This window comes from Pseudonocardia thermophila (genome assembly GCF_900142365.1).
GTDB lineage: Bacteria > Actinomycetota > Actinomycetes > Mycobacteriales > Pseudonocardiaceae > Pseudonocardia > Pseudonocardia thermophila.
In genome coordinates, this window is sequence record NZ_FRAP01000006.1 from 221348 (window position 1) to 244161 (window position 22814).

The 22814-nt window shown below is 71.9% G+C and carries 23 protein-coding genes and 3 tRNA genes; 12 read left to right on the forward strand and 14 right to left on the reverse strand.

The window, feature by feature from the left end:
- Window positions 1-35 precede the first annotated feature (35 nt).
- Both BUE41_RS10375 and BUE41_RS10380 read right to left on the reverse strand, forming a co-directional pair.
- The gene (locus tag BUE41_RS10375) at window positions 36-1007 is read right to left on the reverse strand and encodes an NADH-quinone oxidoreductase subunit B family protein (RefSeq protein WP_073456809.1); all 972 of its coding nucleotides are present in this window, start codon (window positions 1005-1007) and stop codon (window positions 36-38) included.
- 123 nt (window positions 1008-1130) lie between these two features.
- Entirely contained in the window at window positions 1131-1658 is a 528-nt protein-coding gene (locus BUE41_RS10380) for a DUF1641 domain-containing protein (RefSeq protein ID WP_073456810.1), read from the reverse strand.
- Window positions 1659-1869: 211 nt separating this feature from the next.
- On the opposite strand from BUE41_RS10380, the gene BUE41_RS10385 reads away from it, so the two are divergent.
- The 3 genes from BUE41_RS10385 to hypB are packed head-to-tail and all read left to right on the forward strand — an operon-like array spanning window position 1870 to window position 4095.
- Window positions 1870-2931: an AraC family transcriptional regulator gene (locus BUE41_RS10385; RefSeq protein WP_073456811.1), complete on the forward strand. Its 1062-nt coding sequence runs from the start codon at window positions 1870-1872 to the stop codon at window positions 2929-2931.
- Window positions 2932-2955: 24 nt separating this feature from the next.
- A complete protein-coding gene (locus BUE41_RS10390) occupies window positions 2956-3294 on the forward strand; it encodes a hydrogenase maturation nickel metallochaperone HypA (RefSeq protein WP_073456812.1) in 339 nt (112 codons plus the stop codon).
- 6 nt (window positions 3295-3300) lie between these two features.
- Window positions 3301-4095, forward strand: a complete 795-nt coding sequence (gene hypB, locus BUE41_RS10395; protein ID WP_073456813.1) for a hydrogenase nickel incorporation protein HypB — start codon at window positions 3301-3303, stop codon at window positions 4093-4095.
- 265 nt (window positions 4096-4360) lie between these two features.
- On the opposite strand, the gene BUE41_RS10400 is transcribed toward hypB, so the two are convergent.
- The 4 genes from BUE41_RS10400 to BUE41_RS10415 form a co-directional block, all read right to left on the reverse strand.
- Window positions 4361-4433 (reverse strand) — tRNA-Arg (locus tag BUE41_RS10400).
- A gap of 62 nt (window positions 4434-4495) precedes the next feature.
- A tRNA-Ser gene (locus tag BUE41_RS10405) sits at window positions 4496-4585 on the reverse strand.
- 61 nt (window positions 4586-4646) lie between these two features.
- Window positions 4647-6620 carry an acetoacetate--CoA ligase gene (locus BUE41_RS10410; protein ID WP_073456873.1) on the reverse strand — a complete coding sequence of 658 codons (1974 nt, stop codon included), beginning with the start codon at window positions 6618-6620 and terminating at the stop codon, window positions 4647-4649.
- A 48-nt stretch (window positions 6621-6668) separates the two neighbouring features.
- On the reverse strand, window positions 6669-7367 hold the full coding sequence (locus BUE41_RS10415) for a dienelactone hydrolase family protein (protein WP_073456814.1): 699 nt from the start codon (window positions 7365-7367) through the stop codon (window positions 6669-6671).
- A 79-nt stretch (window positions 7368-7446) separates the two neighbouring features.
- Between BUE41_RS10415 and hisC the strand changes: the two genes are divergently transcribed.
- Genes hisC through BUE41_RS31240 form a run of 3 tightly spaced genes read left to right on the forward strand, consistent with a single transcriptional unit; the run spans window position 7447 to window position 8889 of the window.
- Window positions 7447-8499, forward strand: a complete 1053-nt coding sequence (gene hisC / locus BUE41_RS10420; protein WP_073456815.1) for a histidinol-phosphate transaminase — start codon at window positions 7447-7449, stop codon at window positions 8497-8499.
- Window positions 8500-8518: 19 nt separating this feature from the next.
- A complete protein-coding gene (locus BUE41_RS31235; RefSeq protein ID WP_200803844.1) occupies window positions 8519-8707 on the forward strand; it encodes a magnetosome magnetite crystal formation protein family in 189 nt (62 codons plus the stop codon).
- A complete protein-coding gene (locus BUE41_RS31240) occupies window positions 8695-8889 on the forward strand; it encodes a DUF4870 domain-containing protein (protein ID WP_200803845.1) in 195 nt (64 codons plus the stop codon). The genes BUE41_RS31235 and BUE41_RS31240 overlap by 13 nt, the downstream gene beginning before the upstream one ends.
- Window positions 8890-8964: 75 nt before the next feature.
- Here BUE41_RS31240 and BUE41_RS10430 read toward each other — a convergent pair whose 3' ends face one another.
- The 6 genes from BUE41_RS10430 to BUE41_RS10455 all read right to left on the reverse strand — a co-directional run bounded on the left by BUE41_RS10430 (window position 8965) and on the right by BUE41_RS10455 (window position 15674).
- A complete protein-coding gene (locus BUE41_RS10430) occupies window positions 8965-9237 on the reverse strand; it encodes a GlsB/YeaQ/YmgE family stress response membrane protein (protein WP_073456816.1) in 273 nt (90 codons plus the stop codon).
- Window positions 9238-9395: 158 nt separating this feature from the next.
- The gene (locus BUE41_RS10435; protein WP_234997143.1) at window positions 9396-10070 is read right to left on the reverse strand and encodes a response regulator transcription factor; all 675 of its coding nucleotides are present in this window, start codon (window positions 10068-10070) and stop codon (window positions 9396-9398) included.
- A gap of 513 nt (window positions 10071-10583) precedes the next feature.
- Entirely contained in the window at window positions 10584-10778 is a 195-nt protein-coding gene (locus BUE41_RS10440) for a hypothetical protein (protein WP_073456817.1), read from the reverse strand.
- A 150-nt stretch (window positions 10779-10928) separates the two neighbouring features.
- Window positions 10929-12956 carry a M3 family metallopeptidase gene (locus BUE41_RS10445; protein ID WP_073456818.1) on the reverse strand — a complete coding sequence of 676 codons (2028 nt, stop codon included), beginning with the start codon at window positions 12954-12956 and terminating at the stop codon, window positions 10929-10931.
- A 313-nt stretch (window positions 12957-13269) separates the two neighbouring features.
- On the reverse strand, window positions 13270-13992 hold the full coding sequence (locus tag BUE41_RS10450) for an arylamine N-acetyltransferase family protein (protein ID WP_159444888.1): 723 nt from the start codon (window positions 13990-13992) through the stop codon (window positions 13270-13272).
- A 290-nt stretch (window positions 13993-14282) separates the two neighbouring features.
- Window positions 14283-15674 (reverse strand): GMC family oxidoreductase, encoded by a 1392-nt coding sequence (locus BUE41_RS10455; RefSeq protein WP_073456819.1) that lies wholly within the window; start codon window positions 15672-15674, stop codon window positions 14283-14285.
- 259 nt (window positions 15675-15933) lie between these two features.
- On the opposite strand from BUE41_RS10455, the gene BUE41_RS10460 reads away from it, so the two are divergent.
- Together BUE41_RS10460 and BUE41_RS10465 are read left to right on the forward strand one after the other, a co-directional pair.
- Window positions 15934-17199 (forward strand): M18 family aminopeptidase, encoded by a 1266-nt coding sequence (locus BUE41_RS10460; RefSeq protein WP_073456820.1) that lies wholly within the window; start codon window positions 15934-15936, stop codon window positions 17197-17199.
- A gap of 22 nt (window positions 17200-17221) precedes the next feature.
- Window positions 17222-18160: an oxygenase MpaB family protein gene (locus BUE41_RS10465; protein WP_073456821.1), complete on the forward strand. Its 939-nt coding sequence runs from the start codon at window positions 17222-17224 to the stop codon at window positions 18158-18160.
- 198 nt (window positions 18161-18358) lie between these two features.
- Here BUE41_RS10465 and BUE41_RS10470 read toward each other — a convergent pair.
- Window positions 18359-18443 (reverse strand) — tRNA-Ser (locus tag BUE41_RS10470).
- A gap of 221 nt (window positions 18444-18664) precedes the next feature.
- Here BUE41_RS10470 and ypfJ point away from each other — a divergent pair.
- Window positions 18665-19582, forward strand: coding sequence for a KPN_02809 family neutral zinc metallopeptidase (gene ypfJ, locus BUE41_RS10475; RefSeq protein WP_073456876.1), 918 nt, complete (start codon window positions 18665-18667; stop codon window positions 19580-19582).
- 4 nt (window positions 19583-19586) lie between these two features.
- On the opposite strand, the gene BUE41_RS10480 is transcribed toward ypfJ, so the two are convergent.
- A complete protein-coding gene (locus tag BUE41_RS10480) occupies window positions 19587-20225 on the reverse strand; it encodes a GNAT family N-acetyltransferase (RefSeq protein WP_073456822.1) in 639 nt (212 codons plus the stop codon).
- A 53-nt stretch (window positions 20226-20278) separates the two neighbouring features.
- Here BUE41_RS10480 and BUE41_RS10485 point away from each other — a divergent pair, with 53 nt between their 5' ends.
- The 3 genes from BUE41_RS10485 to wzm all read left to right on the forward strand — a co-directional run bounded on the left by BUE41_RS10485 (window position 20279) and on the right by wzm (window position 22806).
- Window positions 20279-21265, forward strand: coding sequence for an NAD(P)H-quinone oxidoreductase (locus BUE41_RS10485; RefSeq protein WP_073456823.1), 987 nt, complete (start codon window positions 20279-20281; stop codon window positions 21263-21265).
- Window positions 21266-21349: 84 nt separating this feature from the next.
- Window positions 21350-21883 carry a bacterial proteasome activator family protein gene (locus tag BUE41_RS10490; RefSeq protein ID WP_073456824.1) on the forward strand — a complete coding sequence of 178 codons (534 nt, stop codon included), beginning with the start codon at window positions 21350-21352 and terminating at the stop codon, window positions 21881-21883.
- Between the two features lie 62 nt (window positions 21884-21945).
- A complete protein-coding gene (gene wzm, locus BUE41_RS10495; RefSeq protein WP_143172077.1) occupies window positions 21946-22806 on the forward strand; it encodes a galactan export ABC transporter permease subunit Wzm/RfbD in 861 nt (286 codons plus the stop codon).
- The last annotated feature ends 8 nt before the right edge of the window (window positions 22807-22814 follow it).

Here is a 22814-nt window from a genome sequence, read left to right on the forward strand (position 1 = left end):
CTTTCAGGACGACCGTGTGGTGGGAGCGGGAAGGGTCAGACGACGAACATGTCCTCCTTGGACCACTGCGGTGCGGCGATCCGGGCCGCGGCCGCGTGGGCCATGTAGGTCAGGTGGTCGCTGCCCTCCGGGACCTCCTTCGGGATCGCCCCGCTCACCTTCTGGGTCTTGAAGACGGTGCCGGGCGCGAGGTCGAAGTGCGGGAACTCCGGCTCCGTGCAGCCGAGGCACGGCATCCCGGCACGGGTCTTTGACGACTGCCGGTTCCACAGGATGCGGTTGCACGGCGAGTGCGTCATGGGGCCGCGGCAGCCCAGCTCGTAGAACAGGCAGCCGGTGCGGGTGCCCTCACCGAACGAGTAGGTGGACTGCTTGTACTCGAAGAACTGCACCCGGGTGCAGCCGGTCTGGGTGAACGACTTGAAGAACGTCTCGGGACGGTGCAGGTCGTCGAGGGTGATGTCACCGGCGCGGCCGGTGGCCAGCGCGACGAGCACCTGGGTGATCCAGTCCGGGTGAGCCGGGCAACCGGGGATGTTGATCACCGGCAGGCCCATGCGCGAGGTGAAGTCCGGGCCGAGGAACCCGCCCTTCTGCCGCTTGTGGAACTGCAGGCCGGTGGAGCCGGAGGGGTTCGGCTCCATCGCGGGAATGCCGCCGAAGCAGGCGCAGTCGCCGATCGCGACCACGATCTGCGCAGCGTTGGCCAGGTCGGTGACCCAGTCCTTCATCGGCCGGCCGGCGAACATGTCCATCCGGCCGGTGCCGTCGGGCGCCTCGATGACGGTGCCCTCGAACACGAAGATGTCGAGCGGTCGCTCCCCCTTCGCGCAGTCCCAGAACAGCTTCTGCGCGTTGTTGCCGAGCTCCAGGCCCAGAGACGGATGCCAGATGAGATCAAGTCCGAAGTCGACGATCAGGTCGACGACGTTCGGTTCCTCGGCGTTGAGGAACGACATGGTGTTACCGCTGCACGCTCCGCCTTGGAACCACAGAACGGACGCCATGGGAACTCCTCTCGATGCGGCACCGCGCGCGGCGGGCCGGACCGCGGCGGCGCGCGGCCGCCGCGGTGGTCGTCGGTGGTGGTGGGACCAGCTGTGGGTTCGGGGTCGGACGAGGATGGCGAGCTAGCGCACCTTGCGCCCGAGCGCGCGGGCGACGTGGATGAGGAGCCCGATCCCGCGCGCCACGTCCTCGTCCTTCAGCGCGCGGACGACGCCGAAGACGCCGGTGGGCGCGGACGGGTTCTTCGCTGCCTCCTCTCGGCCCTCCACGAGCGCCGAGCCGACCATCTCCAGCGCCGACACCGTGCGCGGGTCGGTGAAGCTGGACTCGAGCAGCGCTGTCAGGCCGGGGGTCGCCTTCGCGACGCGGACCGACAGGGTCGTGAGGCTGGACGCGAGCTGCTGCAGATCGACCTCGGCCAGCGCGGCGGGCCGGTCGCCGATGGAGCCCAGCTCCCGAACTCCGTCGGAGACGGCCTCCACGATCGAGTCGCTGCGCCGCAGTAAGCCGTCGAACGCGGAGACCATGAGCGCGAGCAGGTCGGCGTGGTCGAGGATCTGCCCGAGCGCGGTCGCGACCGCGGGGTCCTCGAGCCGCTCCACGAGCTGGTCGGCCGGCGACCGTACGGCGAGCTGTCCGTTCACCGACACATGAGCCTCCTCCGTGGAAAGGGGTCACGCCGTGTGACCCGCTCCGCACCCTAGGCTCACTGCGCCGCCCGGCCTATCGTTTCTGCGCATGGACTATCAGGATTGCGAAGATCTTCTGGCAGCTATGCGCTGTTCTTGTTGCCAGGCTTGCGCGTGGGGAACTAGTACTTCTCGCGTTACCCGACCCAGCGACCCTCAGAAGACGTAGCCAGTGTCCCGCCTGTCCCGTCTGCGCTTCATCGACACCCGGCGCACCCGCGGACCGGTCCGGCGCAAGGTCCGCTCACGAGGCGTACCGCCGGCACTGGCCGACCACGAGCTCTTCTACACCGAGGAGGTGCGCGCCGCCGCCGCGATGGTGGGCAAGGCCCTGTCGCCGGGTACGCTGCGGCTGCTCCGGCAGGACGAACAGGGCTTCGCCGCCAGCCTGTTCGGAGTGGCTCTGCGTGACGTGAGCCTGCTCTACCTCGACCTCACGGTGACCGCCGAGATCGTCATCCCGAAGCTCGGCTCCTACTTCACCGTCTGCATGCCGACCAACGGGCGCGTCCAGTGCGTCGCCGGAGACAACGAGCCGATGGAGGCCAACACGGTGCGTGCCCTGGTCACCAGCCCCGGCACCGCGCTGCGGCTGCGCTTCGACGACGACTCTCCGATGGTCGTCGTGCGGATCGAGGAACAGCCGATGGTGGCGCACCTGACGCGGCTGCTGGGCAAGCGGCTGGCGCAGCCGATCGAGTTCGAGCCGGAGTTCGACCTCACCGCCGAGGCCGCCATGCGGTGGAACACGGCCGTGCAGCTGCTGCACGCCGAGGTGTACTACCCGGGCTCGCTGGTCCAGCGGGGCCAGGGCATCGGGGCGATCGAGGAGCTGCTCATGAGCAGCCTGCTGCACCTGCAGCCGTCGAACTACCACGAGGAGCTCACGCGGCCGGCGCCGTCGCGCACGCGGCGGATCATCAACGAGGTCGCCGACTACGTCGAGGCACACCTCGGCGAGCGCATCACGATGGAGATGATCTCGCAGAACGTGCACCTGTCGGTGCGGGCGATCCAGCAGGCCTTCCACGACGAGCTGGGGATCAGCCCGATCGCGTTCATCAAGGAGCGCCGGCTCAGCCGGGTGCGCGACGAGCTGCTCGACGCCATGCCCTCCGACGGGGTCACCGTCACGGCGGTGGCGGAGCGCTGGGGGTTCCACCACCTCGGCAGCTTCTCCGTCGAGTACCGCAAGCGATGGGGGGAGTCCCCGTCGGAGACCCTGCGCCGCTGACCCCCGCCACGAGAAGAGGACCTGGTGCACGAGCTGTCGATCTGCCGCTCCATCACCGCCATCGTCACCAAGCACGCGGCGGGCAAGCCGGTGAAGACCGTCCACCTGAAGGTGGGCGAGCTGCGCCAGATCGTCCCGGACACACTCGCCTACTGCTGGGAGCTGGTGACGGACGGCTCCGAGCTGGCGTCGGCCGAGCTCGACATCGAACGGGTCCCCGGGGCGATCCGCTGCGCCTCGTGCGACGAAACGCACACCTTGACCGCACCCATCCTCGTCTGCCCGCAGTGCGGGGGCCGCGACGTGACGATCGTGTCCGGCGAGGAGTTCCTCATCACGTCCCTCGAACTCGCGGAGGTGTGACCGACGATGGGTCGCTTCCACCGGCACGACGACGCCACCGGTCACGGTCACGGGCACGGCCATGACCACGATCACGACCACGATCACGACCACGGAGTGGGCGATCACTCCGGGTACGCCACCGGCGGCGAGCGGATCGAGGTGCTCGAACGCATCTTCGACGAGAACGACCGCACCGCCGCGGCCAACCGGGCCGACTTCGACACCCACGGCGTGTTCACGGTCAACCTGATGAGCTCGCCCGGTGCCGGGAAGACCACCCTGCTGCGGGCGGCGCTGGAGCGGCTGCACCGGCGGATCCGGGTGGGGATCGTCGAGGGCGACATCGAGACCGGGCTCGACGCCGACCGGCTCGCCGGGTTCGGCGCGCAGATCTCGCTGCTCAACACCGCCAACGGCTTCGGGGGCGAGTGCCACCTCGACGCGCCGATGGTCCGCAGCGCGCTGTCGCGGCTGGACCTCGCCGCGATCGACCTGCTGATCGTCGAGAACGTCGGCAACCTGGTCTGCCCGGCCGAGTTCCACGTCGGCGAGCACGCCCGCGCGATGGTCTACGCGATCACCGAGGGCGAGGAGAAGCCGCTGAAGTACCCGGTGATGTTCCGGTCGGTCGACGTGGTGCTGGTCAACAAGATCGACCTGCTGCCGCACCTGGACTTCGATCTCGCCGCCTTCTACCGCAACCTGCGCGACGTCAACCCCGACGTCGCCGTCGTCGAGCTGAGCGCGCGGACCGGCCAGGGCGTCGACGCGTGGATCGACTGGCTCGAGGCGCGCTGCGCCACACAGGTCGCAGGCTAGGGGTCACGAGCCGGCGGGGCCGGCCACCTCTCGGATTCGCCCCCCCAACCCGAAGGGTGCCGTCCCCGCCACCGAGCGGGGTGACGAACGGCACTTTCGTCCACGCCGAGTGGACGAAAGTGCCGTTCGTTGCGTCCAGGGCGTGGGAACCCGGGCGAAAGCTGGCGGCCGGGGACAGAACGAACTAGTCCGAAGAGGCTCGAAGAAGTCCGCTGAAGACCTCAGCCCCGACCGATGGTGCTGGTCAGGGCCGGGATGCTGAGGGCGCGCCCGAAGGGATTCGAACCCCTAACCTTCTGATCCGTAGTCAGATGCTCTATCCGTTGAGCTACGGGCGCTTGTGTTCAGTTGTCATTCAGTTGTCGTGCTGGGCGTCGCCATCGTACCGCGACGCCCTGCGCGGAGGCTCCGGGATTTGAACCCGGGATGGGGTGTTACCCCAAACCGCATTAGCAGTGCGGCGCCATAGACCAGACTAGGCGAAGCCTCCCCGGGGCCTCACGGCCGCCAGCGGAGACCAGCATAACCTAGGGTCTCCGCGGCCGTGTCACCTACCCCCTGCCGGCGAGTGCGAGGAAGGGCGCGAGGGCGTCCGGATCGGCCAGGGCACCCCGGCTGACCGCCTTCTCGGGGTCCACGCCCGCCAGGATCTTCTTGACCGGGACCTCGCACTTCTTGCCGTTCAGCGTGCGCGGCACCTTGTCGATCACCAGGAAGCGGTCGGGCACGTGGCGCGGCGAGAGCTCGCTGCGCAGCGCCGTGCGCAGCTTCGGCTCGACGTCCTCCAGCCGGGCGCCCGGCGCCAGCACGACGAAGCAGAGCAGCTCGCCCTCGTCCTTCGCCCCCAGCTCCGTGGTGTCGATCACGAGCGAGTCGGCGACCTCGTCGAAGCCCTCGACGACGGCGTAGAAGTCGGCGGTGCCCATGCGCACGCCGCCGCGGTTGAGCGTGGAGTCGCTGCGGCCGTAGATCACGTACGAACCGCGCGGGGTGACCCGCACCCAGTCGCCGTGCCGCCACACGCCCTCGTAGTCGGCGAAGTACGCATCGCGCAGGCGCGAGCCGTCGTCGTCGTTCCAGAACGACACCGGCATCGACGGCATCGGCCGGGTGACCACCAGCTCGCCGACCTCGTCGACGAGCTCCCGGCCCTGCTCGTCGAACGCGGTGACCGCGGCACCCAGCGAGGCGCAGGAGATCTCGCCGAGCCACACCGGCACGTTCGGGGCGGTGCCGACGAACGCGGTGCACACGTCGGTGCCACCGGAGGTGGAGCAGATCTGGATGTGCGAGCCGACGGCGTCGGCGACCCAGCGGAAGCCCTCCACCGACAGCGGCGCCCCGGTCGAGCCGATCGTGCGCAGCCACGACAGGTCGTACTCGTCGCGCGGGCGCAGGCCGGCCTTGAGGTTGGCCTGGATGTACGGGGCCGAGACGCCGAAGACACTGATCTTGTGCTTCTCGGCCAGCCGCCACAGCGCGCCCATGTCCGGATGGCCGGGGTTGCCGTCGAACAGCACGATCGTGGAGCCCACCAGCAGGCCGCCGACGAGGAAGTTCCACATCATCCAGCCGGTGGTGGTGAACCAGAAGAACCGGTCGCCCGGGCCCAGCTCCAACATCAACCGCAGCTGCTTGAGGTGCTCGAGCACGATGCCGCCCTGGCTGTGCACGATGCCCTTCGGCAGTCCGGTGGTGCCGGAGGAGTAGAGCACCCACAGCGGGTGCTCGAACGGCACCGGGTCGAACTCCAGCGGCCCGGTCTGCGCGGTGAAGGCCGCCCAGCTCACCGTGCCGTCGAGGGTGGCGTCCGGGTCCAGGTACGGCACCAGCACGGTGGCGCGCAAGGTGGGCAGCTGGGCGCGCAGCTCCTCGATGCGCGGCCGGATGTCGTAGCGCTTGCCGCCGTAGAGGTAACCGTCGACGGCGATCAGCACGGTCGGCTCGATCTGGGCGAACCGGTCGTGCACGGCGCGCGGCCCGAAGTCCGGCGAGCAGGACGACCAGATCGCACCGAGGCTCGCGGCGGCCAGGAACGCGACCAGCGTCTCGACGCTGTTCGGGGCCAGCGCCACCACGCGATCACCGCGCTTGACACCCTGGGCGATCAGGCCGGCGCGGGCGCGGGCGACGAGATCGCGCAGCTCGGCGTGGGTGACGGTGCGGGAGAGCCCGTCCTCGCGCTCGAACTCGACCGCGACGTCCTCGGGGGCGCGGCCGGGGCCGTCGGTGAGGACGTGCTCGGCGTAGTTGAGGGTGGCACCGGGGAACCACTGCGCCCCCGGCATCCGGTCGTCGGCGAGCACAGCGCGGTAGGGCGAGCGGAACTTCGCGCCGCAGAACTCGGCGACCGCCGACCAGAAGCCGTCGAGGTCCGCGATCGACCACTCGTGCAGCTGCTTGTAGTCCTCCGCGCGGATCCCGCGATGAGCGGCCACCCACTCGGTGAACTCGGCCAGCGGGCCGCGGTGGTCCGGATCCGGCGTCCAGAGGATCTCGGGAGCAGCGGTGCCGTCGGATGCCATGGGCCACAGCATGCAATCACTGCCGCCCGGACACCAGAGTGACCGCCGTTACCTCAGATGGGAGTCGAACCAGTTCAGGGTGCGCTCCCAGGCGTCGGCGGCCGCGTCGGAGTCGACGTCGAAGCGGTGCCCGCTCTGCGGGTAGACGACGACGTCGGTGACCATCTCCGACTTCGCGGCGGCCTCCTGCAGCCTGCCGATCGCCGCGTCCGCGTCGGCGTCGCCGGCGTCGCCGTAGATGCCCAGCCACGGGCAGGTCAGCCCCTGCGCGGCGGCCACCAGCGCGGTGATCCGCTCGGACGGCGCCCCCGGCCCGCTCATGTCGCCGACGGAGACCGCCGCTCCGAGCGTGCGCTTGGCCGCCACGACCAGCGCGACCGAGCCGCCGAGGTCGAACCCGATCACGCCCATGCGGTCGGCGTCGATGTCGTGGTCGCCGAGCCAGCCGAACGCGGTGTCGGTGTCGGCGAGCACCTGGTCGCTGTCGAGGCGCTCGAGCTGCTCGCGCACGGCGGCCTCGTCGCCGTCGAGCTCGTCGGCGCCGTCGCGGTGGTAGAGGTGCGGAGCCACGGCGAGCCAGCCGTCGTCCGCGAGGCCGTTGACGAGGTCACGGACGGCGTCGGTGACCCCGCGAGCCTCGTGGAGCACGACGATGCCCCCACGGACCGCACCCTCCGGTTCCCCGACGGTGAGGCGCAGGCTGCTGCCGTCCACCAGCGGCACCGTCTCGGTGCGGATGTCGCTCATTGCCCCAGGGTGTCACGCTCGGCGCAACCGCACCGGTCGGGCCGGCGTGTGAGATGGACCGCCCTTCTATCGTGGCTCCATGACGCTCATCCGTCCCGACCTCGACACGCTGCCCGCCTACGTCCCCGGCAAGTCGGTACCCGGGTCGATCAAGCTGGCCAGCAACGAGGTCGCGCTGCCTCCGCTGCCCGCGGTGCTGGACGCGATCGCCGAGGCCGCGGCGGGCGGCAACCGCTACCCCGACCTGGCGGTGGTGGCGCTGACGGAGAAGCTCGCGCAGTTCTGCGACGTCGCCCCCGAGCAGGTCGCGGTCGGCTGCGGCTCGGTGAGCCTGTGCCAGCAGCTGGTGAGCGCCACCTGCCGGGAGACCACCGATGAGGTCGTGTTCGCGTGGCGATCCTTCGAGGCGTACCCGATCGTCACCCAGATCGGCGGGGCGGTGGCGCGCACGGTGCCGCTCGACGCCGAGTTCCGTCACGATCTCGACGCGATGGCGGCCGCGGTCGGCCCGAACACCCGGCTGGTGTTCGTGTGCAGCCCGAACAACCCGACCGGGCCCGCGGTGACCGACGCCGAGATGCGGCGGTTCCTCGCCGCGGTGGGCCCCGACGTGGTGGTGGCGCTGGACGAGGCGTACTTCGAGTTCGTCACCGACCCGGCGGCGGTGAACGGACGGACCCTGCTCGACGAGCACCCGAACCTCGTCGTGCTTCGCACGTTCTCCAAGGCCTACCGGCTGGCCGGGTTCCGCGTGGGCTACGCGCTCGGCGCCCCGCCGGTCATCACCGCGCTGCGCAAGGTGTGCTCGCCGTTCAGCGTGAGCATCCCGGCCCAGGCCGCGGCGATCGCCGCGATCGAGCACTCGGCCGAGCTGCTCGCAGCCCTGCCGCCGATCATCGAGGAGCGCACGCGGGTCCGGGAGGCGCTGCTCGCCGCCGGCTACACCGTGCCGGTCACCCAGGCCAACTTCGTGTGGCTCCCGCTGGGGGACGCGGCGGTGCCGTTCGCTCAGCACTGCATGGACCAGAAGGTCGTGGTGCGCCCGTTCCCCGGCGACGGCGTGCGGGTCACCGTCACCGGCCAGGAGGAGAACGACGCATTCCTGGCCGCGGCGACCTCCTTCCAGGCCTGACCTGCGGTTGAATGTGCCGATGACGTATCCGCAGCCCGGGGTCCCCTACGCGGCCACGACCCCGGAGGAACGAAACTGGGCGCTCGCCGCCCACCTCGGCAGCATCGTCACGGCGTGGTTCGCGCTCGGGCTGGTCGCGCCCCTCATCGTCCTGCTGGTGAAGGGCAAGGACTCGCCCTACATCGCCGGCACGCGGTGGAGTCGCTGAACTTCCAGATCAACGCGCTGGTCTGGACGGTGAGCTGCTACGTGCTGATGTTCGTGCTGATCGGCTTCGTGCTGATCGCCTTCTACGGGGTCTTCTGGCTCGTCTGCGTGATCATCGCGAGCGTGCGGGCGTCGCAGGGCGGGGAGTTCCGCTACCCGCTCACGGTGCGGCTGGTCTCCTGACCTGCGAGGTTCCGACCCGGACGCGGAACGGCCCGGTCCGATGCGTGATCGGACCGGGCCGCCCGGAGGCTTCGGTCAGCTGCGCACGCCGCCCTTGTTGTAGACACCGGCGACGATGCCGATCCCGATGATCGCCAGGATCAGCTGGATGATGTGCTCGATCCAGTCGATACCTGCGGTGTCCTCCACGCCGAGCAGGCGAGCGATGAACGTCCCGATGAAGGCAGCGACGATACCCACGACGATCGTCAGCCAGACCGGGATGTTCTGCTTGCCCGGGAGGATGATCCGGGCCAGGACGCCCAGGATCAGACCGATGACGATCGCCCCGATGATGCTTCCGATCATGTGCGTGCTCCCGACTGTTCCGGGCCGCCTTCCGTCGCGACCCGCTGGGAACTGCGTACCACCGCACGTGACCTCCCGCACGCTGCAGCGGGCCCAGGTCGCCGAAGCGTTATCGAGCCGTCGTCACCCGTTCAGCCTAATGTGATCCGGAGAACCCGTCAGGCCTCGAGCACGTACCCCTCGCCGCGGACGGTGCGGATCCGCTCGGGACCGATCTTGCGGCGCAGGTAGGAGATGTAGACCTGGACGAGGTTCGGCGACGCAGGCTCCGACCACACCTCGCGGGCGATCCGCGACGGCGGCACCACCTCGCCCGGAGTCGCCATCAGGGCCATGAGCAGGGCGTACTCGGTGGGCGACAGCGACACGGGGCGCCCATCGACCGCGACCTCGCCGAACTCGGTGTCGACGGTCAGCTCGCCGCGGCGCAGCACCGTGGAGTCGACGTGGGGGCCCAGGCGCAGCCGGAAGCGGATGCGGGCGGCCAGCTCGTCGACCGCGAAGGGACGCACCACGTAGTCGTCACGATCGCCGCGCAGCTGCGCGAGCACGGCGGCCCGGCGCTCCCGGGGCGTCACCACGACGACCGGGACGTCCGGCGCCTCCATGTGGACGGTGGCGAGCATGCCGACGGGATCAGGGCCAGGCAGCTCGGCGTCGAGGACGAGCAGCGCCGGATCGCTGTGGCGGAGCGCGTCGAGGGCGGCGATCCCGTCACCGACGGGACTGATGTTGACCCCCTCGGCCCGCAGGCTGCGCACGACAGAGGCGGACGCCGCGGTGCTCGGCAGGGCGAGCAGGACGCGGTCGTTGGGCGAGTCGTGGCGGAGCACGGACGACCGGGAGCCGGCAGGGAGAACCGACGTGGACGCGAGTGCACCACCGTGGGGAGCAGCGGGGAGCATCGCGACCATTGTCCCCGAAGCCGATGTCTGATAACAATCGGCTAACGGAGCGATCTCGCCCAGGAGGGTGACGACGGCTACGGACCGTCGAAGATCGCATGGGCTGAACGGAGGAACGGACCAGGTTTCACCGCGCATCCCGTGCAGCCCGGCGCTCGAGGCCGACCGATCGGCGCGCATCTGCGACACGCCTCTCAGATCGAGTTCCGCCCCGGGGACACCCCTTCTAGGGTCTGCGGCCGTGCGACGGATGCGCTCTGCTGCGGCGACGTGGTCAGCGTGCGTCCGACCGGGTGGCCGCCCCTCATCGAGGTGGCGGGACCCCTCCCGGCAAGATGTGGTTCACGAAAGCGCGGTGAGGAACCGGAGCTTTCCGCGAAGCTCCCGCCCGTCCCGCCCGGCGCTCCCCACCGGGCGGGACGGCCATCACCTCGGGATTCGCTAGCGCTTCCGGCGGCGCGACCGGGTGGGCCGAGCACCCGGTAGCCCCGTCTGCGGGCCGACGTGCGACGGCGGCGCCTGCGCGGCCCGCGCCCGCCGGGCGGCCCGGTTGAGCGGTCGGCCCTCGCTCTCCTCGGGCGCGGCGTCGGCGGGATCCGGCTCGCCGGAGGCCGCGGGGACGTCGGGTGTGTTCATCGGGACCTCCGGGGTGCGGTGGGACCCGCCGACGGTAGTCGCACGCCGAGTAGCGCGCCGCCGAGTTTGCCCGCCCGGAAACTCGACGAACGGCACTTCCGTGAGTGCTGCTTACGAGAGTGCCGTTCGTCAGCTTTCCGGCGGACCTCGTCAGGCCAGCAGGCCCCGGCGCACCAGCAGCGGCTCGATCTGCGGATCCCGGCCGCGGAAGGCGCGGTAGGCCGCCATCGGGTCCACCGCCCCGCCGCGGGCGAGCAGCTTCCGGCGGAACTCCTCCCCGGCCGCACGCAGATCGCCGGCGCGCTCGCCGAACCACTCCACTGTGTCGGCGTCGAGCACCTCGCTCCAGATGTACGAGTAGTACGCGGCGCTGTAGCCGCCGCCGAAGACGTGCTGGAAGTAGGTGCTGCGGTAGCGCGGAGGCGCGGTCGGCACGGCCAGCCCGGCCGCGGCGATCGCGGCTTCCTCGAACCGCTCCACGTCCTCGACCACCTCGTCCGGGCCCAGCCGGTGCCACGCCTGGTCGAGCAGGGCGGCGGCCAGGTACTCGGTGGTCGCGAAACCCTCGCCGAACCGGCGCGCCGCCGCCAGCTTCTCGACGATCTCCGCCGGCAGCGGCTCCCCGGTCTCGTGGTGCACCGCGTAGTGCGGGAGCACGGCCGGGTGGTCCAGCCACATCTCGTTGACCTGCGACGGGAACTCGACGAAGTCCCGCGGGACCGCAGTACCGGCGAACGTCGGGAACCGCACATCGGAGAACAGCCCGTGCAGGGCGTGGCCGAACTCGTGGAACAGCGTCCGCACGTTGTCCAGCGTGAGCAGGGTCGGTTCGCCGTCCGGCGGCTTCGGGATGTTGAGCGTGTTGAGCACGACCGGCCGGGTTCCGCGCAGGTGCGACTGCGTGACGAACGAGTTCATCCAGGCGCCGCCGCGCTTCGACGCACGCGCGTACGGATCGAGGACGTAGAGCCCGAGCGGGCCGTCCTCGTCAGCGACGTCGAAGATGCGCTGGTCGGGGTGGTAGCGCGGCAGGTCGTCGCGCTCGGCGAAGGTGACCCCGTAGAGCAACCCGGCGGCGCGGAACACGCCCTCGTGCAGCACCCGCTCCAGCTCGAAGTACGGGCGCAGGGCGTCGGTGTCGACGGCGAAGCGCTCGCGGCGCACCTGCTCGGCGTGGAAGGCGCGGTCGGCCGCGGTGATCGGGTGGCCGGCCGCCGCGGACAGCTCCTCCGCCTCGGCGCGGGCGTTCGCCGCCGCGACGGGGGCGAGCTTGCCCAGCATCGCGTCGATGTTCTCCACCGACTCCGCCGTGAACGGCTCCGCCACCCACGCCGCGTGGTGCGGGTAGCCGAGCAGCGCCGCACGCTCGGCCCGCAGTGCGGCCAGCCGCCGGACGATCTCGCGGGTGTCGTGCTCGTTGCCGCGCAGGCCGCGGGAGAGCGCCGCCTGGTGCACCCGCGCCCGCAGCTCGCGGTCGGTGAGCGAGGCCAGTACGGGCTGCTCGGTGGGCAGGACCAGGGTGATCAGGTAGCCGTCCAGCCCGCGGTCGGCGGCGGCCTTCTCCGCCGCGGCGATCGCGTCGGCGGACAGCCCGTCGAGCTGGGCGGCGTCGGTGACGTGGACCGCGGAGTCGTTCGCCTCGGCGAGCAGCCTGCTGTTGAACTCCGTGGTGAGCTTCGAGATCTCGGCGTTCAGCTCGCGCAGCCGCTCCTGCTGCTCGGGGGCCAGCCGGGCACCGGCCCGCACCCCGTCGCGGTGGTAGCGCTCGAGCAGCCGCAGCTCCTCCTCGTCGAGGCCGAGCTCGTCGCGGCGCTGGAAGAGGTCGTCGATGCGGGCGAACAGCTTCGGGTCCAGCCGGATCGCGTCGTTGTGCGCGGCCAGCTGCGGCGCGACCTCCGCCTCGATCTCCCGCAGCTTCGGGGTGCTGGTGGAGGCGACGAGCGCGAAGAACACCGCCGAGACCCGCCGCAGCGTCTCCCCCGACCGCTCCATCGCCACGATCGTGTTCTCGAACGTGGGCGGCTCCGGGTTGTCCGCGATCGCGGCGACCTCGGCGCGCTGCTCAGCCATGCCGGCGGTGAAGGCGGGCAGGTAGTGCTCCTCGCGGATGGCCCCGAAGTCGGGGTAGCCGAACGGGAGCGGGCTGGGCGCGAGGAACGGGTTGGTCACCTTGCCCAATGTAGGCGGCCAAGCGGTCGGGGTCCGGGAGGCGAGGGTTGCAGGACGGTCAACTCACGGTCGCGAGTCGAGCGTACGGCCCGACGAATCACGCATACGGCCCGGCGGATCGCGCGTGTGGCCGGGCGAGTTGCGCGTTCGCGTGCACCGAGTCGGGAGCTCGGGCCGCGAACCGCCCCGCAGGGCTCGGCGAGTTCCCCCGACGAGCTCGGCGAGTTCCCCCGAAGGGCCCGGCGAGTCGCCCTGCGCAGCAGGGTGAGTCGGCCGTAGCAGGAGGGTGAGCGTCCGGTCCTGCTCGGCCCGGTACTCGGCCTCAGTACCAGGGCCGCGGCAGGGTGATGCCGAACCGCTCCCCCAGCACGGCCAGCTCTTCGCCCGGTGACAGGACGCGCTCCGGCCGCCCGGTCTGCGTGAAGACCCCGTTGTCCAGCGCGATCCGCCCACCGTCGACGACCAGCACCGCCACCCGGTGGGCCCGGAAGTGCGACGCGGGATCGTGCTCCTGGAACCGGCAGCGCGGCGCGAAGTCGGTGAACGCGCGCGGGGTGAGCGTGAAGGTCCAGTCGCGCTGCCAACCGTCGGCGGTCCGGGTGGCGGTGAACCAGCGGTCGCCCTCGCGGCCGACCATGCGGGGGCCGTGTTCGCCGGCCACGAGCGGCAGCGGGAGCTCCCACCGTCCGCCCTGGCCGACGTCGGCGAGTACCGGCCCGTCGGCGGTCGCGACGAGCAACCGCATGTGGTCGAACTCAGCCGGCTCGTCGGCGCTGAACGCCGACAACATCGTCACGTCGTGGCCCAGCGCCCGCAGCAGCGCAGCGAACAGGCCGTTGAGCTCGTAGCAGAACCCGCCCCGGCGCCGACCGACGATCTTGTCGTGCAGTTCGCCGACGTCGAAGGAGATGGGGATGCCGAGGTGGATGTCGTAGTCCTCGAACGGGATGGTGCGGGTGTGCGCGGCGTGCAGCTCGGCGAGCGAAGCGCCGCGGTGCGATCCGATGCGGGCGAGGTAGGCGTCGACCTGCGACGGGGTCAGCACACGACAGAGAGTGGCAGGAAGGCCGGCGTCTGGAGAACCGCAACTCGCCGCACGGGCCGCACGACTCACCCGCCCGGACGCGCGACCACCCTTCATACTTCGGCCGACTCACCCTCCCGTTCGGGGCGACTCGCCGGGCCGTTCGGGGCGACTCGCCGGGCCGTTCGGGGCGACTCGCCGGGCCGTTCGGGGCAACTCACCGGGCCCTTCGGGGCAACTCGCCGTCGCGAGAACTCCGACTCGCCGTCGCGGAAACCGCAACTGGCGGGCTCGGATCCCGGCCCCGCGGCTCAGGCGCCCGCGACGAGGTCCGCGGCCTTCTCCCCGATCGCCACGGCAGTGGCGGCCGTGCCCCGCCGCGGCACCGTCGGCAGCACCGACGTGTCGGCCACCCGCAGCCCCTCGATGCCGTACACCCGCAGCTCGGCGTCCACGACCCGGCCGATCGCGGCCGTGCCGCACATGTGGACGGCCGTGGTGAGGTGGGCGGCGATCCAGCCGTCGAGCCTGTGGTCGACGCCGAGCACGTCGCCGTCGGGGGCCGTGCGGGTGCCGAGGCCGGCGCGCAGCAGCTCGGCGGCGGTGCGCACGGCGTGCCGCATGCGGCGGCGATCGCTCTCCTCCTGCAGGTAGCGGTACTCGATGCGGGGCGGGCCGGCCGGATCCGCCGGGTGGAGGGTGAGCTCGCCCCGGCCGTGCGGGAGGCCGAGCGCGCACATGAGGTGCAGGTCGCCGCCCGCCGCGAAGGGGCGCACGAACTGCAGCACCCACACGTCGCCCGCCGGGTCCGCTCCGGTGTCCAGGTGCAGCGCCGCCTGCGCGATCGGGGCGTGCGGGTGCGCGGGCGGATCGTCGGTGCGCATCGGCAGGTAGACGGCCGGGTGGTCGGAGAAGCCCTGCCCGACGGGCAGCTCGTGCGGCCCGGCCGGACCGATGCCCGAGCGCAGCAGGATCTGCGGGGTGGCGACGGCACCCGCGGCGAGCACCACCTGGCCGGCCTCGACGATCTCCCCGCCGGCCAGCTCCACCCCGGTCGCCCGGCTCCCCTGCAGCCGCACCCGGGTGACGACGGCGCCGGTGCGCACCCGCACCCGCGGGCCCAGGTAGGCGGTCGCCGCGTCGACGCGCACCCCGTCGAGGCTGTTGCTCGGCACCGGCCCGGCGCCGGGCGGGCCGCCGGCGTTCTTGTCCGGCTCGGCGGGGTAGCCGAGCCTCTCGGCGGCGGCGAGGAACCGGTCCACGGTCGCGTGCCGCAGCTGTCCCGCCGGCCGCCGGACCGGGACCGGCCCGTCCGCGCCGTGCCGCGGCCCCTGCTCGTCGAGGTCTCGCTCGGCCCGCACGAAGTACGGCAGCAGCTCCTCGTACGTCCAGCCGGGCACTCCCCAGCCGTCGGCGTCGGCGGGCACCGCCCGGGTCCACACCGCCCCGTTGATCGCCGTGGAGCCGCCGAGCCCCCGCCCGCGCGGGACGACCGCGGGGGTGCCGCGGCGCAGCAGCACCGGGTACGCCCAGTTCCACGGGTGGTCCGGCAGCGTGGCGGCCAGCGAGCCGACGTCGCGCACCTCCGGCGGACGCTCCGCGGTCCCGGCCTCCAGCAGCAGCACGTCGGCCCCGCGCTCGACGAGCCGACCGGCCAGCGCGGAGCCCGCCGCGCCGGCACCCACCACGACGATCTCCGCCACGACCCGAACCTACGTCGGCCCGGACGGCTCCGGTCGCCACCTGATCGTGGTACAGCGTTCGCGAGCTCGGCCGACCTCTCCCAAGGTGGAGGGGGTGATCGCATCCGGGCGGCCCGCTTCCGTGCACCGGGTGCCCCTCCTCCACGGGGCACCCGGGCGGACGCTTCCGGATGCGATCACCGCGCCGGTCGGCGACCGGAGCGCACCGGTCGAGGACCCGAGCTCCGGCGGATCACCCCGCAGGGGGACCATGACGTAGATGACCGAGCCAGCCGATCCCGCTGCTGCCCTCGCCGCGTTCGTGTCCGCGTCGCCGTCGCCGTACCACGCGGTGGCCGAGGGTGTGCGCCTGCTCACCGCCGCGGGCTTCACCGAGCACGTCGAGACCGATCCGTGGCCGGACGGGCCCGGTGGGCGCTACCTCGTCCGCGACGGCACGCTCCTGGCCTGGTACGTCCCCGAGGGCGGGGCCGCGGGACGACCGCTGCGGGTCTACGCCGCGCACACCGACTCCCCCACCCTGAAGATCAAGCCGAAGCCGGACACCGGTGCGGCGGGCTGGCGGCAGGTCGCGGTCGAGGTCTACGGCGGCGCGCTGTGGAACTCGTGGTTGGACCGCGACCTCGGGGTGGCCGGGCGACTGGTCCGCTACGACGGAACGTCCGTCCTGGTCGACGTGCACCGGCCGCTGCTGCGCGTGCCGCAGCTGGCGATCCACCTCGACCGCCAGGTGAACCAGGGCCTCACCCTCGACCCGCAGCACCACCTGCTGCCCGTGTGGGGGCTGGGCACCCCGGCCGAGGGCGATCTGCTGGAGTTCCTGGCCGGCGAGGCCGGCGTCGATCCCGCCGACGTCGCCGCGCACGACCTCGTCGTCCACGACGTCACGCCCCCGGCCCGGTTGGGCGAGGACGAGGAGCTGCTCGCCGCGCCCCGCCTGGACAACCTCGCGTCGGTGCACGCGGGCATCGGCGCACTGCTCGACGCTTCGGCCGCGGGCGACACCGTGCCGGTCTTCGTCGGGTTCGACCACGAGGAGGTCGGCAGCGCGTCGGCCACCGGCGCGCAGGGCCCGCTGCTGGAGAACGTGCTGACCGCGCTGGCCGGCGGGTTCGACGCCCGCTCCCGCGTGTTCGCGGTCTCCCGTTGCCTCTCCGTCGACGTCACCCACGCCGCGCACCCGAACTACCTGGAACGGCACGATCCCGATCACCGCGCGCTGCCCAACCAGGGACCTGCGCTCAAGGTCAACGCGATCCAGCGCTACGCGACCGACGCCCCGGGTGCCGCGGCCTGGCGGCGGGCGTGCCGGAAGGTCGATGTGCCCACGCAGGTGTTCGTCTCGCGCAACACCGTGCCGTGCGGGTCGACCGTCGGGCCGCTGCTGTCGACGCGGCTGGGCATCCGCACCGTCGACGTCGGCATCCCGGTGCTGTCGATGCACTCGGCCCGCGAGCTGTGCGGTGTCGAGGACCTGGGCCTGATGCGCGCGGCGGCGGCCGCGTTCCTCACCGACCCGGACTGACCTGCTCGGATCGGAGTCGGGCATGCCGCTGGGACCGGATTCCCTCACCTGGCGCTACTCGGGTGACCACCGCACGTACCTGATGGCGCTGTGGGCCGGGTCCATGCAGAACATGCACCCGTGGCTGGGTGCGGCGGTCGAGCAGCACTCGCGGTTCTTCACCGAGCGCTGGCAGCGGCTCAACCGGTCGCTCTACCCCATCGACGGCATGGTCTACGACGGCGACCGCGCCGTCGCCACCGCGCGGGAGGTGCGCGGCTACCACGCGGGCATCAGCGGGTACGACCGGCACGGCAACCGCTACCACGCCCTGGACCCGGACACCTTCTTCTGGGCCCACTCGACCTTCTACATGGCTGCGGTCCTGGCCGCCGACGTGTTCATGGGCGGGCTCGACGAGGCCGACCGGGCCCGCATGTACGACGAGTACGTCGAGCTCTACCGCCAGTACGGTATGACGATGCGGCCGGTCCCGCCGACCTACGCCGACTTCCTGGTGTACTGGGACCGCATGTGCACCGAGGTGCTGGAGGACAACAAGGCCACCCGGGACGTGCTCGACCTGTCCGACCTCGCCAAGCCCCCCGCCGTGCCGTGGCTGCCCGACGCCGTCTGGCGGCTGGTGCGCCGCCCGATCTCCCGTGCGCTGCTGTGGATCACCGTCGGCCTCTACCCGCCGGCGGTCCGCGAGCGGCTGGGTTTCACGTGGAACGAGCGCGACGAGCGGCGGCTGCGCCGGTTCGGCCGGGCGCTGAACCTGGTCTGGCACCTGGTGCCGTGGCCGCTGCGCTACCACCCGCGGGCCCGGGCCGGATGGCGCCGCGCGCGGGGCGAGGAGCCGCCCGACGCCCCGCTCGTGCACACGCCGGACCGGAACCTCCCGCCCGAGAGCGAGCGCGACGATCCCCGCCACTACCACGGCGCCCGCCGCGTCGCTCCGGCTCGGTGCACCGACGTGTAGCGGGCTGTGGCAGGCAGTGTGCCAGGCAGCGTCGTGTCGACGAGCTGCTCGGCCCGGCCATGATCAGCGCGATCGGCCCCTGGCGGGTCGGCATGTCCTCGATCAGCTCTGCGCCTGCGGTTCCGGACTCCCGCGACGGGCCGACGGCCGCGACGGCGGCGCCGGACGAGCGTTCTCCGGCGCCGCCGTCCGGAGCTGCGGAAGCGGAGGGATTCGAACCCCCGAGTGGTTTCCCACTGCTCGCTTTCAAGGCGAGTGCATTCGGCCGCTCTGCCACGCTTCCGCCCGAAAGCCTACCCACGCGAGCGGCCCCCGCTCCCGGTGTCCGGCCGGTGTGCCGAACCGGGCTCGCGCGAGCGAACGCCGGACTCGCGCGACCGAACGCGCGACTCGCCAGGGCGAAACGCGCAACTCGCCGTACCCGGACATACCGGCGCCCGCCCTGACGTGATGGGATCTCCCCGGGCGCGCGGCACGAGGCGTGCACCGAGACGGGAGGCAGTGATGCGGTTCGACGAGAGCGCGGATCTGGACACGTCCCGCGTCGAGGACCTGCGCGGCAGGGGCGGCGGGATGGGTGGCCGCGTCGCGATCGGCGGCGGCGGGATCAGCATCGTCGGCCTGATCATCTACTTCCTGCTCTCCCAGTTCGGGGGCGGCAACTTCGCACTGCCCGAGTCGAGCCCCTTCGGCGCGGCCAACTCGATCTCCGACACCAGCGAGGTGGCGCAGGCCTGCCGGACCGGCGCCGACGCCAACCGCGACATCGCCTGTGAGGCGGTCGGCGTGCTGAACTCGCTCGACGGGTTCTGGACCGACGTGTTCGCCCGCTCGAACCTGCAGTTCCAGCCGGCCCGGACGCGGTTCTTCAACGGCGCCGTCAGCACCGGGTGCGGCGGCGCCACCTCCGACACCGGCCCGTTCTACTGCCCGGCCGACAACTACATCTACATCGACCTGAGCTTCTACCAGGAGCTGGAGCAGCGGTTCGGCGCTCAGGGCGGCCCGTTCGCCCGCGCCTACGTGCTCGCCCACGAGTACGGCCACCACATCCAGGCACTGCTCGGCACCACCGATCGGGTGCGGGCGGGCGACTCCGGCCCCACGTCGTCGTCGGTGCGCCTGGAGCTGCAGGCCGACTGCTACGCAGGTGCGTGGGGCCACCACGCCACGACCGTGCCGACGGCCAGCGGCCGCCCGCTGATCGTCGACGTCACGCAGGAGGACTTGACCGCCGCGCTCGACACGGCAGCGCGGATCGGCGACGACTTCATCCAGAGCCAGCTCGCCGGCCGCCGGGTCGACCAGAGCCAGTTCACCCACGGCACCTCGGCGCAGCGGGAGAAGTGGTTCCGCACCGGCTTCGACAGCGGCAACCCGGCGCGCTGCGACACGTTCGCGCGCGGCGTGGACCTGGGCTGACGGCTCACCAGGCGCCGAGCAGCGGAAAGCACGGCTCGGCGCCCTCGACCGCCGTCGCCCAGGCGGGCCGGACGAACGACGCGCGGTCGAGCAGCATCCGCACGTCGGTCGTGGGCTCGCCGCGGCGCACCACGGCCTCGGTCCCGTCGGGCCGGTAGCCGAGCTTGCGGGAGATCGCCAGCGACGCCGTGTTCTCCGCTCGGGCGCTCGACCGGGCGGTGCGGGCGCCGAGGTGGTCGAACGCGAACGTCAGCACGGCGGCGCGCATCTCGGCGCCGTAGCCCTTGCCCTGGTCGGCCATGCCCAGCCAGGAGCCGGTGCACACCTCGCGGAGCACGGGGAACTCGCGCGCGGACAGGTACTGCAGTCCGATCACCCGACCGCCGGTGCGCACCGCGAACGGCAATGTCCAGCGCTGCGGCGAGAGCTCGGCGCGCAGCCGCCAGTGGTACTGGAGGATGCCCCGGCCCAGGTAGCGGGGATCGGCGTCGGTCCACTCCTCGCCGAACGGCATCTCCTCCGGTGGGTGGATGCCCCGCTCCGCCACGCCGACCAGCGCGTACAGGTCCGGGTCGGTGGCCGGCCGCAGCTCCAGCCGCGGGGTGCGCAGCACCAGCCCGCGCAGCGGCCACGGATCGGTCATGCCGGAAGGGTGCCGGAGCGCGCCGCGGCGGCTCCACCGATTAGCGTCGGGGCATGCGTGCGATCACGGTGACGGAGCCCGGTGGGCCGGAGGCACTGCAGTGGACCGAGGTCCCGGACCCGGGCGCGAAGCCCGGCGAGGTCGTCGTGGAGGTGGTGGCGGCCGGCGTCAACCGCGCCGACATCCTGCAGCGGCAGGGCCACTACCCGCCCCCGCCCGGGGCCTCGGAGATCATCGGGCTGGAGTGCTCCGGCCGGATCGTCGAGGTCGGCGACGGGGTCGAGGACTGGCAGGTCGGCGACGAGGTGTGCGCGCTGCTCGCCGGCGGCGGCTACGCGGAGAAGGTCGCGGTGCCGGCGGCGCAGCTGCTGCCCGTGCCGGCCGGGATCGACCTGGTGACGGCCGCGGGTCTGCCCGAGGTCGCGTGCACCGTGTGGTCCAACGTGATCGACGAAGGCCGGCTGCAGCCCGGCGAGACGTTCCTCGTGCAGGGCGGCACCAGCGGCATCGGCACGCACGCGATCCAGCTGGCCAAGGCGTACGGGGCGCGGGTGGCGGCGACCGCGGGCGCTCCGGAGCGGCTCGAGCGCTGCCGCGAGCTGGGCGCCGACATCGCCATCGACTACCACGACGACGTCGCCGCCGAGCTGTTGAAGGCCACCGACGGGCACGGGGCCGACGTCATCCTCGACAACATGGGCGCGAAGGCCCTGGCCAACAACATCAAGGCGCTGGCGATGGACGGCCGGCTGATGATCATCGGTTTCCAGGGCGGGACGAAGGCCGAGATCAACCTCGCCGCGCTGATGGCCAAGCGCGGCAGCGTCACCTCGCTCGGGCTGCGCGGGCGTCCGGTCGACGGTCCGCACGGCAAGGCCCGCGTCGTGGCCGGGGTGCGGGAGCTGACCTGGCCGCTGGTCGAGAGCGGGCGCGTGCACCCCGTCGTGGCGGGTACGTTCCCGTTGCCCGAGGCGGCGCAGGCGCACGCAGCGCTGGAGGCCGGTGGGGTCGTCGGGAAGCTGATCCTGACCGCGTCGTGACCGCGTCGTGACAGGCGAGCCCGACGGCGCCCGGCGCCTGCGCCGGAGGCCACCGCGAACCCCCCCTGGCGATACGGTGGAGACATGAGCCAGCCTGCAGAGAACGACAACGACCACCAGGTCATGGTCGTCGGACCCGACGGCCGCCCGGTCGGAATGGCGTCGCTGCCCAAGGAGGGCGACGAGGGTGAGCAGGGGGTCGGTGCGATGGTGGAGCAACCCGCGAAGGTCATGCGGATCGGCACCATGATCAAGCAGTTGCTCGAGGAGGTGCGCGCCGCTCCCCTGGACGAGGCCTCGCGGGCGCGGCTCAAGGAGATCCACGAGAACTCCATCAAGGAGCTCGAGGAGGGTCTCGCCCCCGAGCTGCGCGAGGAGCTGCACCGGCTGTCGCTGCCGTTCACCGACGATGCGACGCCCTCCGACGCAGAGCTGCGGATCGCGCAGGCGCAGCTCGTCGGCTGGCTCGAGGGGTTGTTCCACGGCATCCAGACGGCGCTGTTCGCCCAGCAGATGGCCGCGCGGGCCCAGCTGGAGCAGATGCGCCGCGGGCTGCCGGCGGGGATGCAGCAGGGCAGCGACCACGGCTCGGGCCGCGGCACCGGCCAGTACCTGTAGGCCGGGGACCGGGCAGAAGGCAGACGTTCGGGCTCCCGTACTCTCGCACAGTGGCTCACGCGGTGACGGACGACGACCGGGAACCTCGCCAGGTCGAACTCGTCGACGACCCGGGTCCGCGCTCGTGGCGAAAGGCGTTCGACGACCTCGGACGGGGCTGGAAGCAGCGGGCCCTGTGGGGCTACCTCGGCTGGCAGGACATCAAGCAGCGCTACCGGCGCTCGGTGCTCGGCCCCCTGTGGATCTCCATCAGCATGGCGGTCATCGCCGTGGCCATGGGGATCCTCTACGGTGCGCTGTTCGGCGAGGACCTGGCGACGTTCCTGCCGTACGTCGCGACCGGCCTGCTGATCTGGAACTTCGTCCAGGGCAGCATCATCGAGGGCAGCGAGGTCTTCATCGCCAACGAGGGGCTGATCCGGTTCCTCCCCGCCCCGCTGTCCCTGCACGTCTACCGGCTGGTGTGGCGGCAGACGCTGTTCTTCCTGCACAACCTCATCGTGTGGTTGGTCCTGGTGATCATCTTCCCGCAGCCGATCGGGTGGACGCTGCTGCTGGCGATCCCGGCGTTCGCGCTGCTGATGATCAACGGGGCGTGGATCGCGATCGTGTCGGGCATCCTCGCCACCCGGTTCCGGGACATCCCGCCGATCATCGCGAGCCTCACCCAGCTGCTGTTCTTCATGACCCCGATCGTGTGGCAGTACGACCGGCTGCTGAGCATGCCGGCCGTGGCGGAGCGCGCGCGCATCGCCGAGATCAACCCCGTGCTGCACTTCGTCGAGATCATGCGGCAGCCGATGCTGGGGCAGCCGATCGCCTGGCACCACTGGGTGGTCGTCGGGGTGATCACCGTCGTCGGCTGCCTCACCGCACTGGTGGCGCTGCGCAACTACCGTTCCCGAGTCGCGTACTGGGTCTGAGGCAGCAC

What these genes read in the sequence shown, in the direction of transcription:
- BUE41_RS10480 (WP_073456822.1), bottom strand. Translation starts at nt 20,225, where the DNA reads ATGACCGATCCGTGGCCGCTGCGCGGGCTGGTGCTGCGCACCCCGCGG.
- BUE41_RS10490 (WP_073456824.1), top strand. Translation starts at nt 21,350, where the DNA reads ATGAGCCAGCCTGCAGAGAACGACAACGACCACCAGGTCATGGTCGTC.
- BUE41_RS10430 (WP_073456816.1), bottom strand. Translation starts at nt 9,237, where the DNA reads ATGATCGGAAGCATCATCGGGGCGATCGTCATCGGTCTGATCCTGGGC.
- BUE41_RS10375 (WP_073456809.1), bottom strand. Translation starts at nt 1,007, where the DNA reads ATGGCGTCCGTTCTGTGGTTCCAAGGCGGAGCGTGCAGCGGTAACACC.
- BUE41_RS10460 (WP_073456820.1), top strand. Translation starts at nt 15,934, where the DNA reads ATGACCGAGCCAGCCGATCCCGCTGCTGCCCTCGCCGCGTTCGTGTCC.
- ypfJ (WP_073456876.1), top strand. Translation starts at nt 18,665, where the DNA reads ATGCGGTTCGACGAGAGCGCGGATCTGGACACGTCCCGCGTCGAGGAC.
- BUE41_RS31235 (WP_200803844.1), top strand. Translation starts at nt 8,519, where the DNA reads ATGACGTATCCGCAGCCCGGGGTCCCCTACGCGGCCACGACCCCGGAG.
- hypB (WP_073456813.1), top strand. Translation starts at nt 3,301, where the DNA reads ATGGGTCGCTTCCACCGGCACGACGACGCCACCGGTCACGGTCACGGG.
- BUE41_RS10415 (WP_073456814.1), bottom strand. Translation starts at nt 7,367, where the DNA reads ATGAGCGACATCCGCACCGAGACGGTGCCGCTGGTGGACGGCAGCAGC.
- BUE41_RS10410 (WP_073456873.1), bottom strand. Translation starts at nt 6,620, where the DNA reads ATGGCATCCGACGGCACCGCTGCTCCCGAGATCCTCTGGACGCCGGAT.
- hisC (WP_073456815.1), top strand. Translation starts at nt 7,447, where the DNA reads ATGACGCTCATCCGTCCCGACCTCGACACGCTGCCCGCCTACGTCCCC.
- BUE41_RS10440 (WP_073456817.1), bottom strand. Translation starts at nt 10,778, where the DNA reads ATGAACACACCCGACGTCCCCGCGGCCTCCGGCGAGCCGGATCCCGCC.
- BUE41_RS10465 (WP_073456821.1), top strand. Translation starts at nt 17,222, where the DNA reads ATGCCGCTGGGACCGGATTCCCTCACCTGGCGCTACTCGGGTGACCAC.
- BUE41_RS10485 (WP_073456823.1), top strand. Translation starts at nt 20,279, where the DNA reads ATGCGTGCGATCACGGTGACGGAGCCCGGTGGGCCGGAGGCACTGCAG.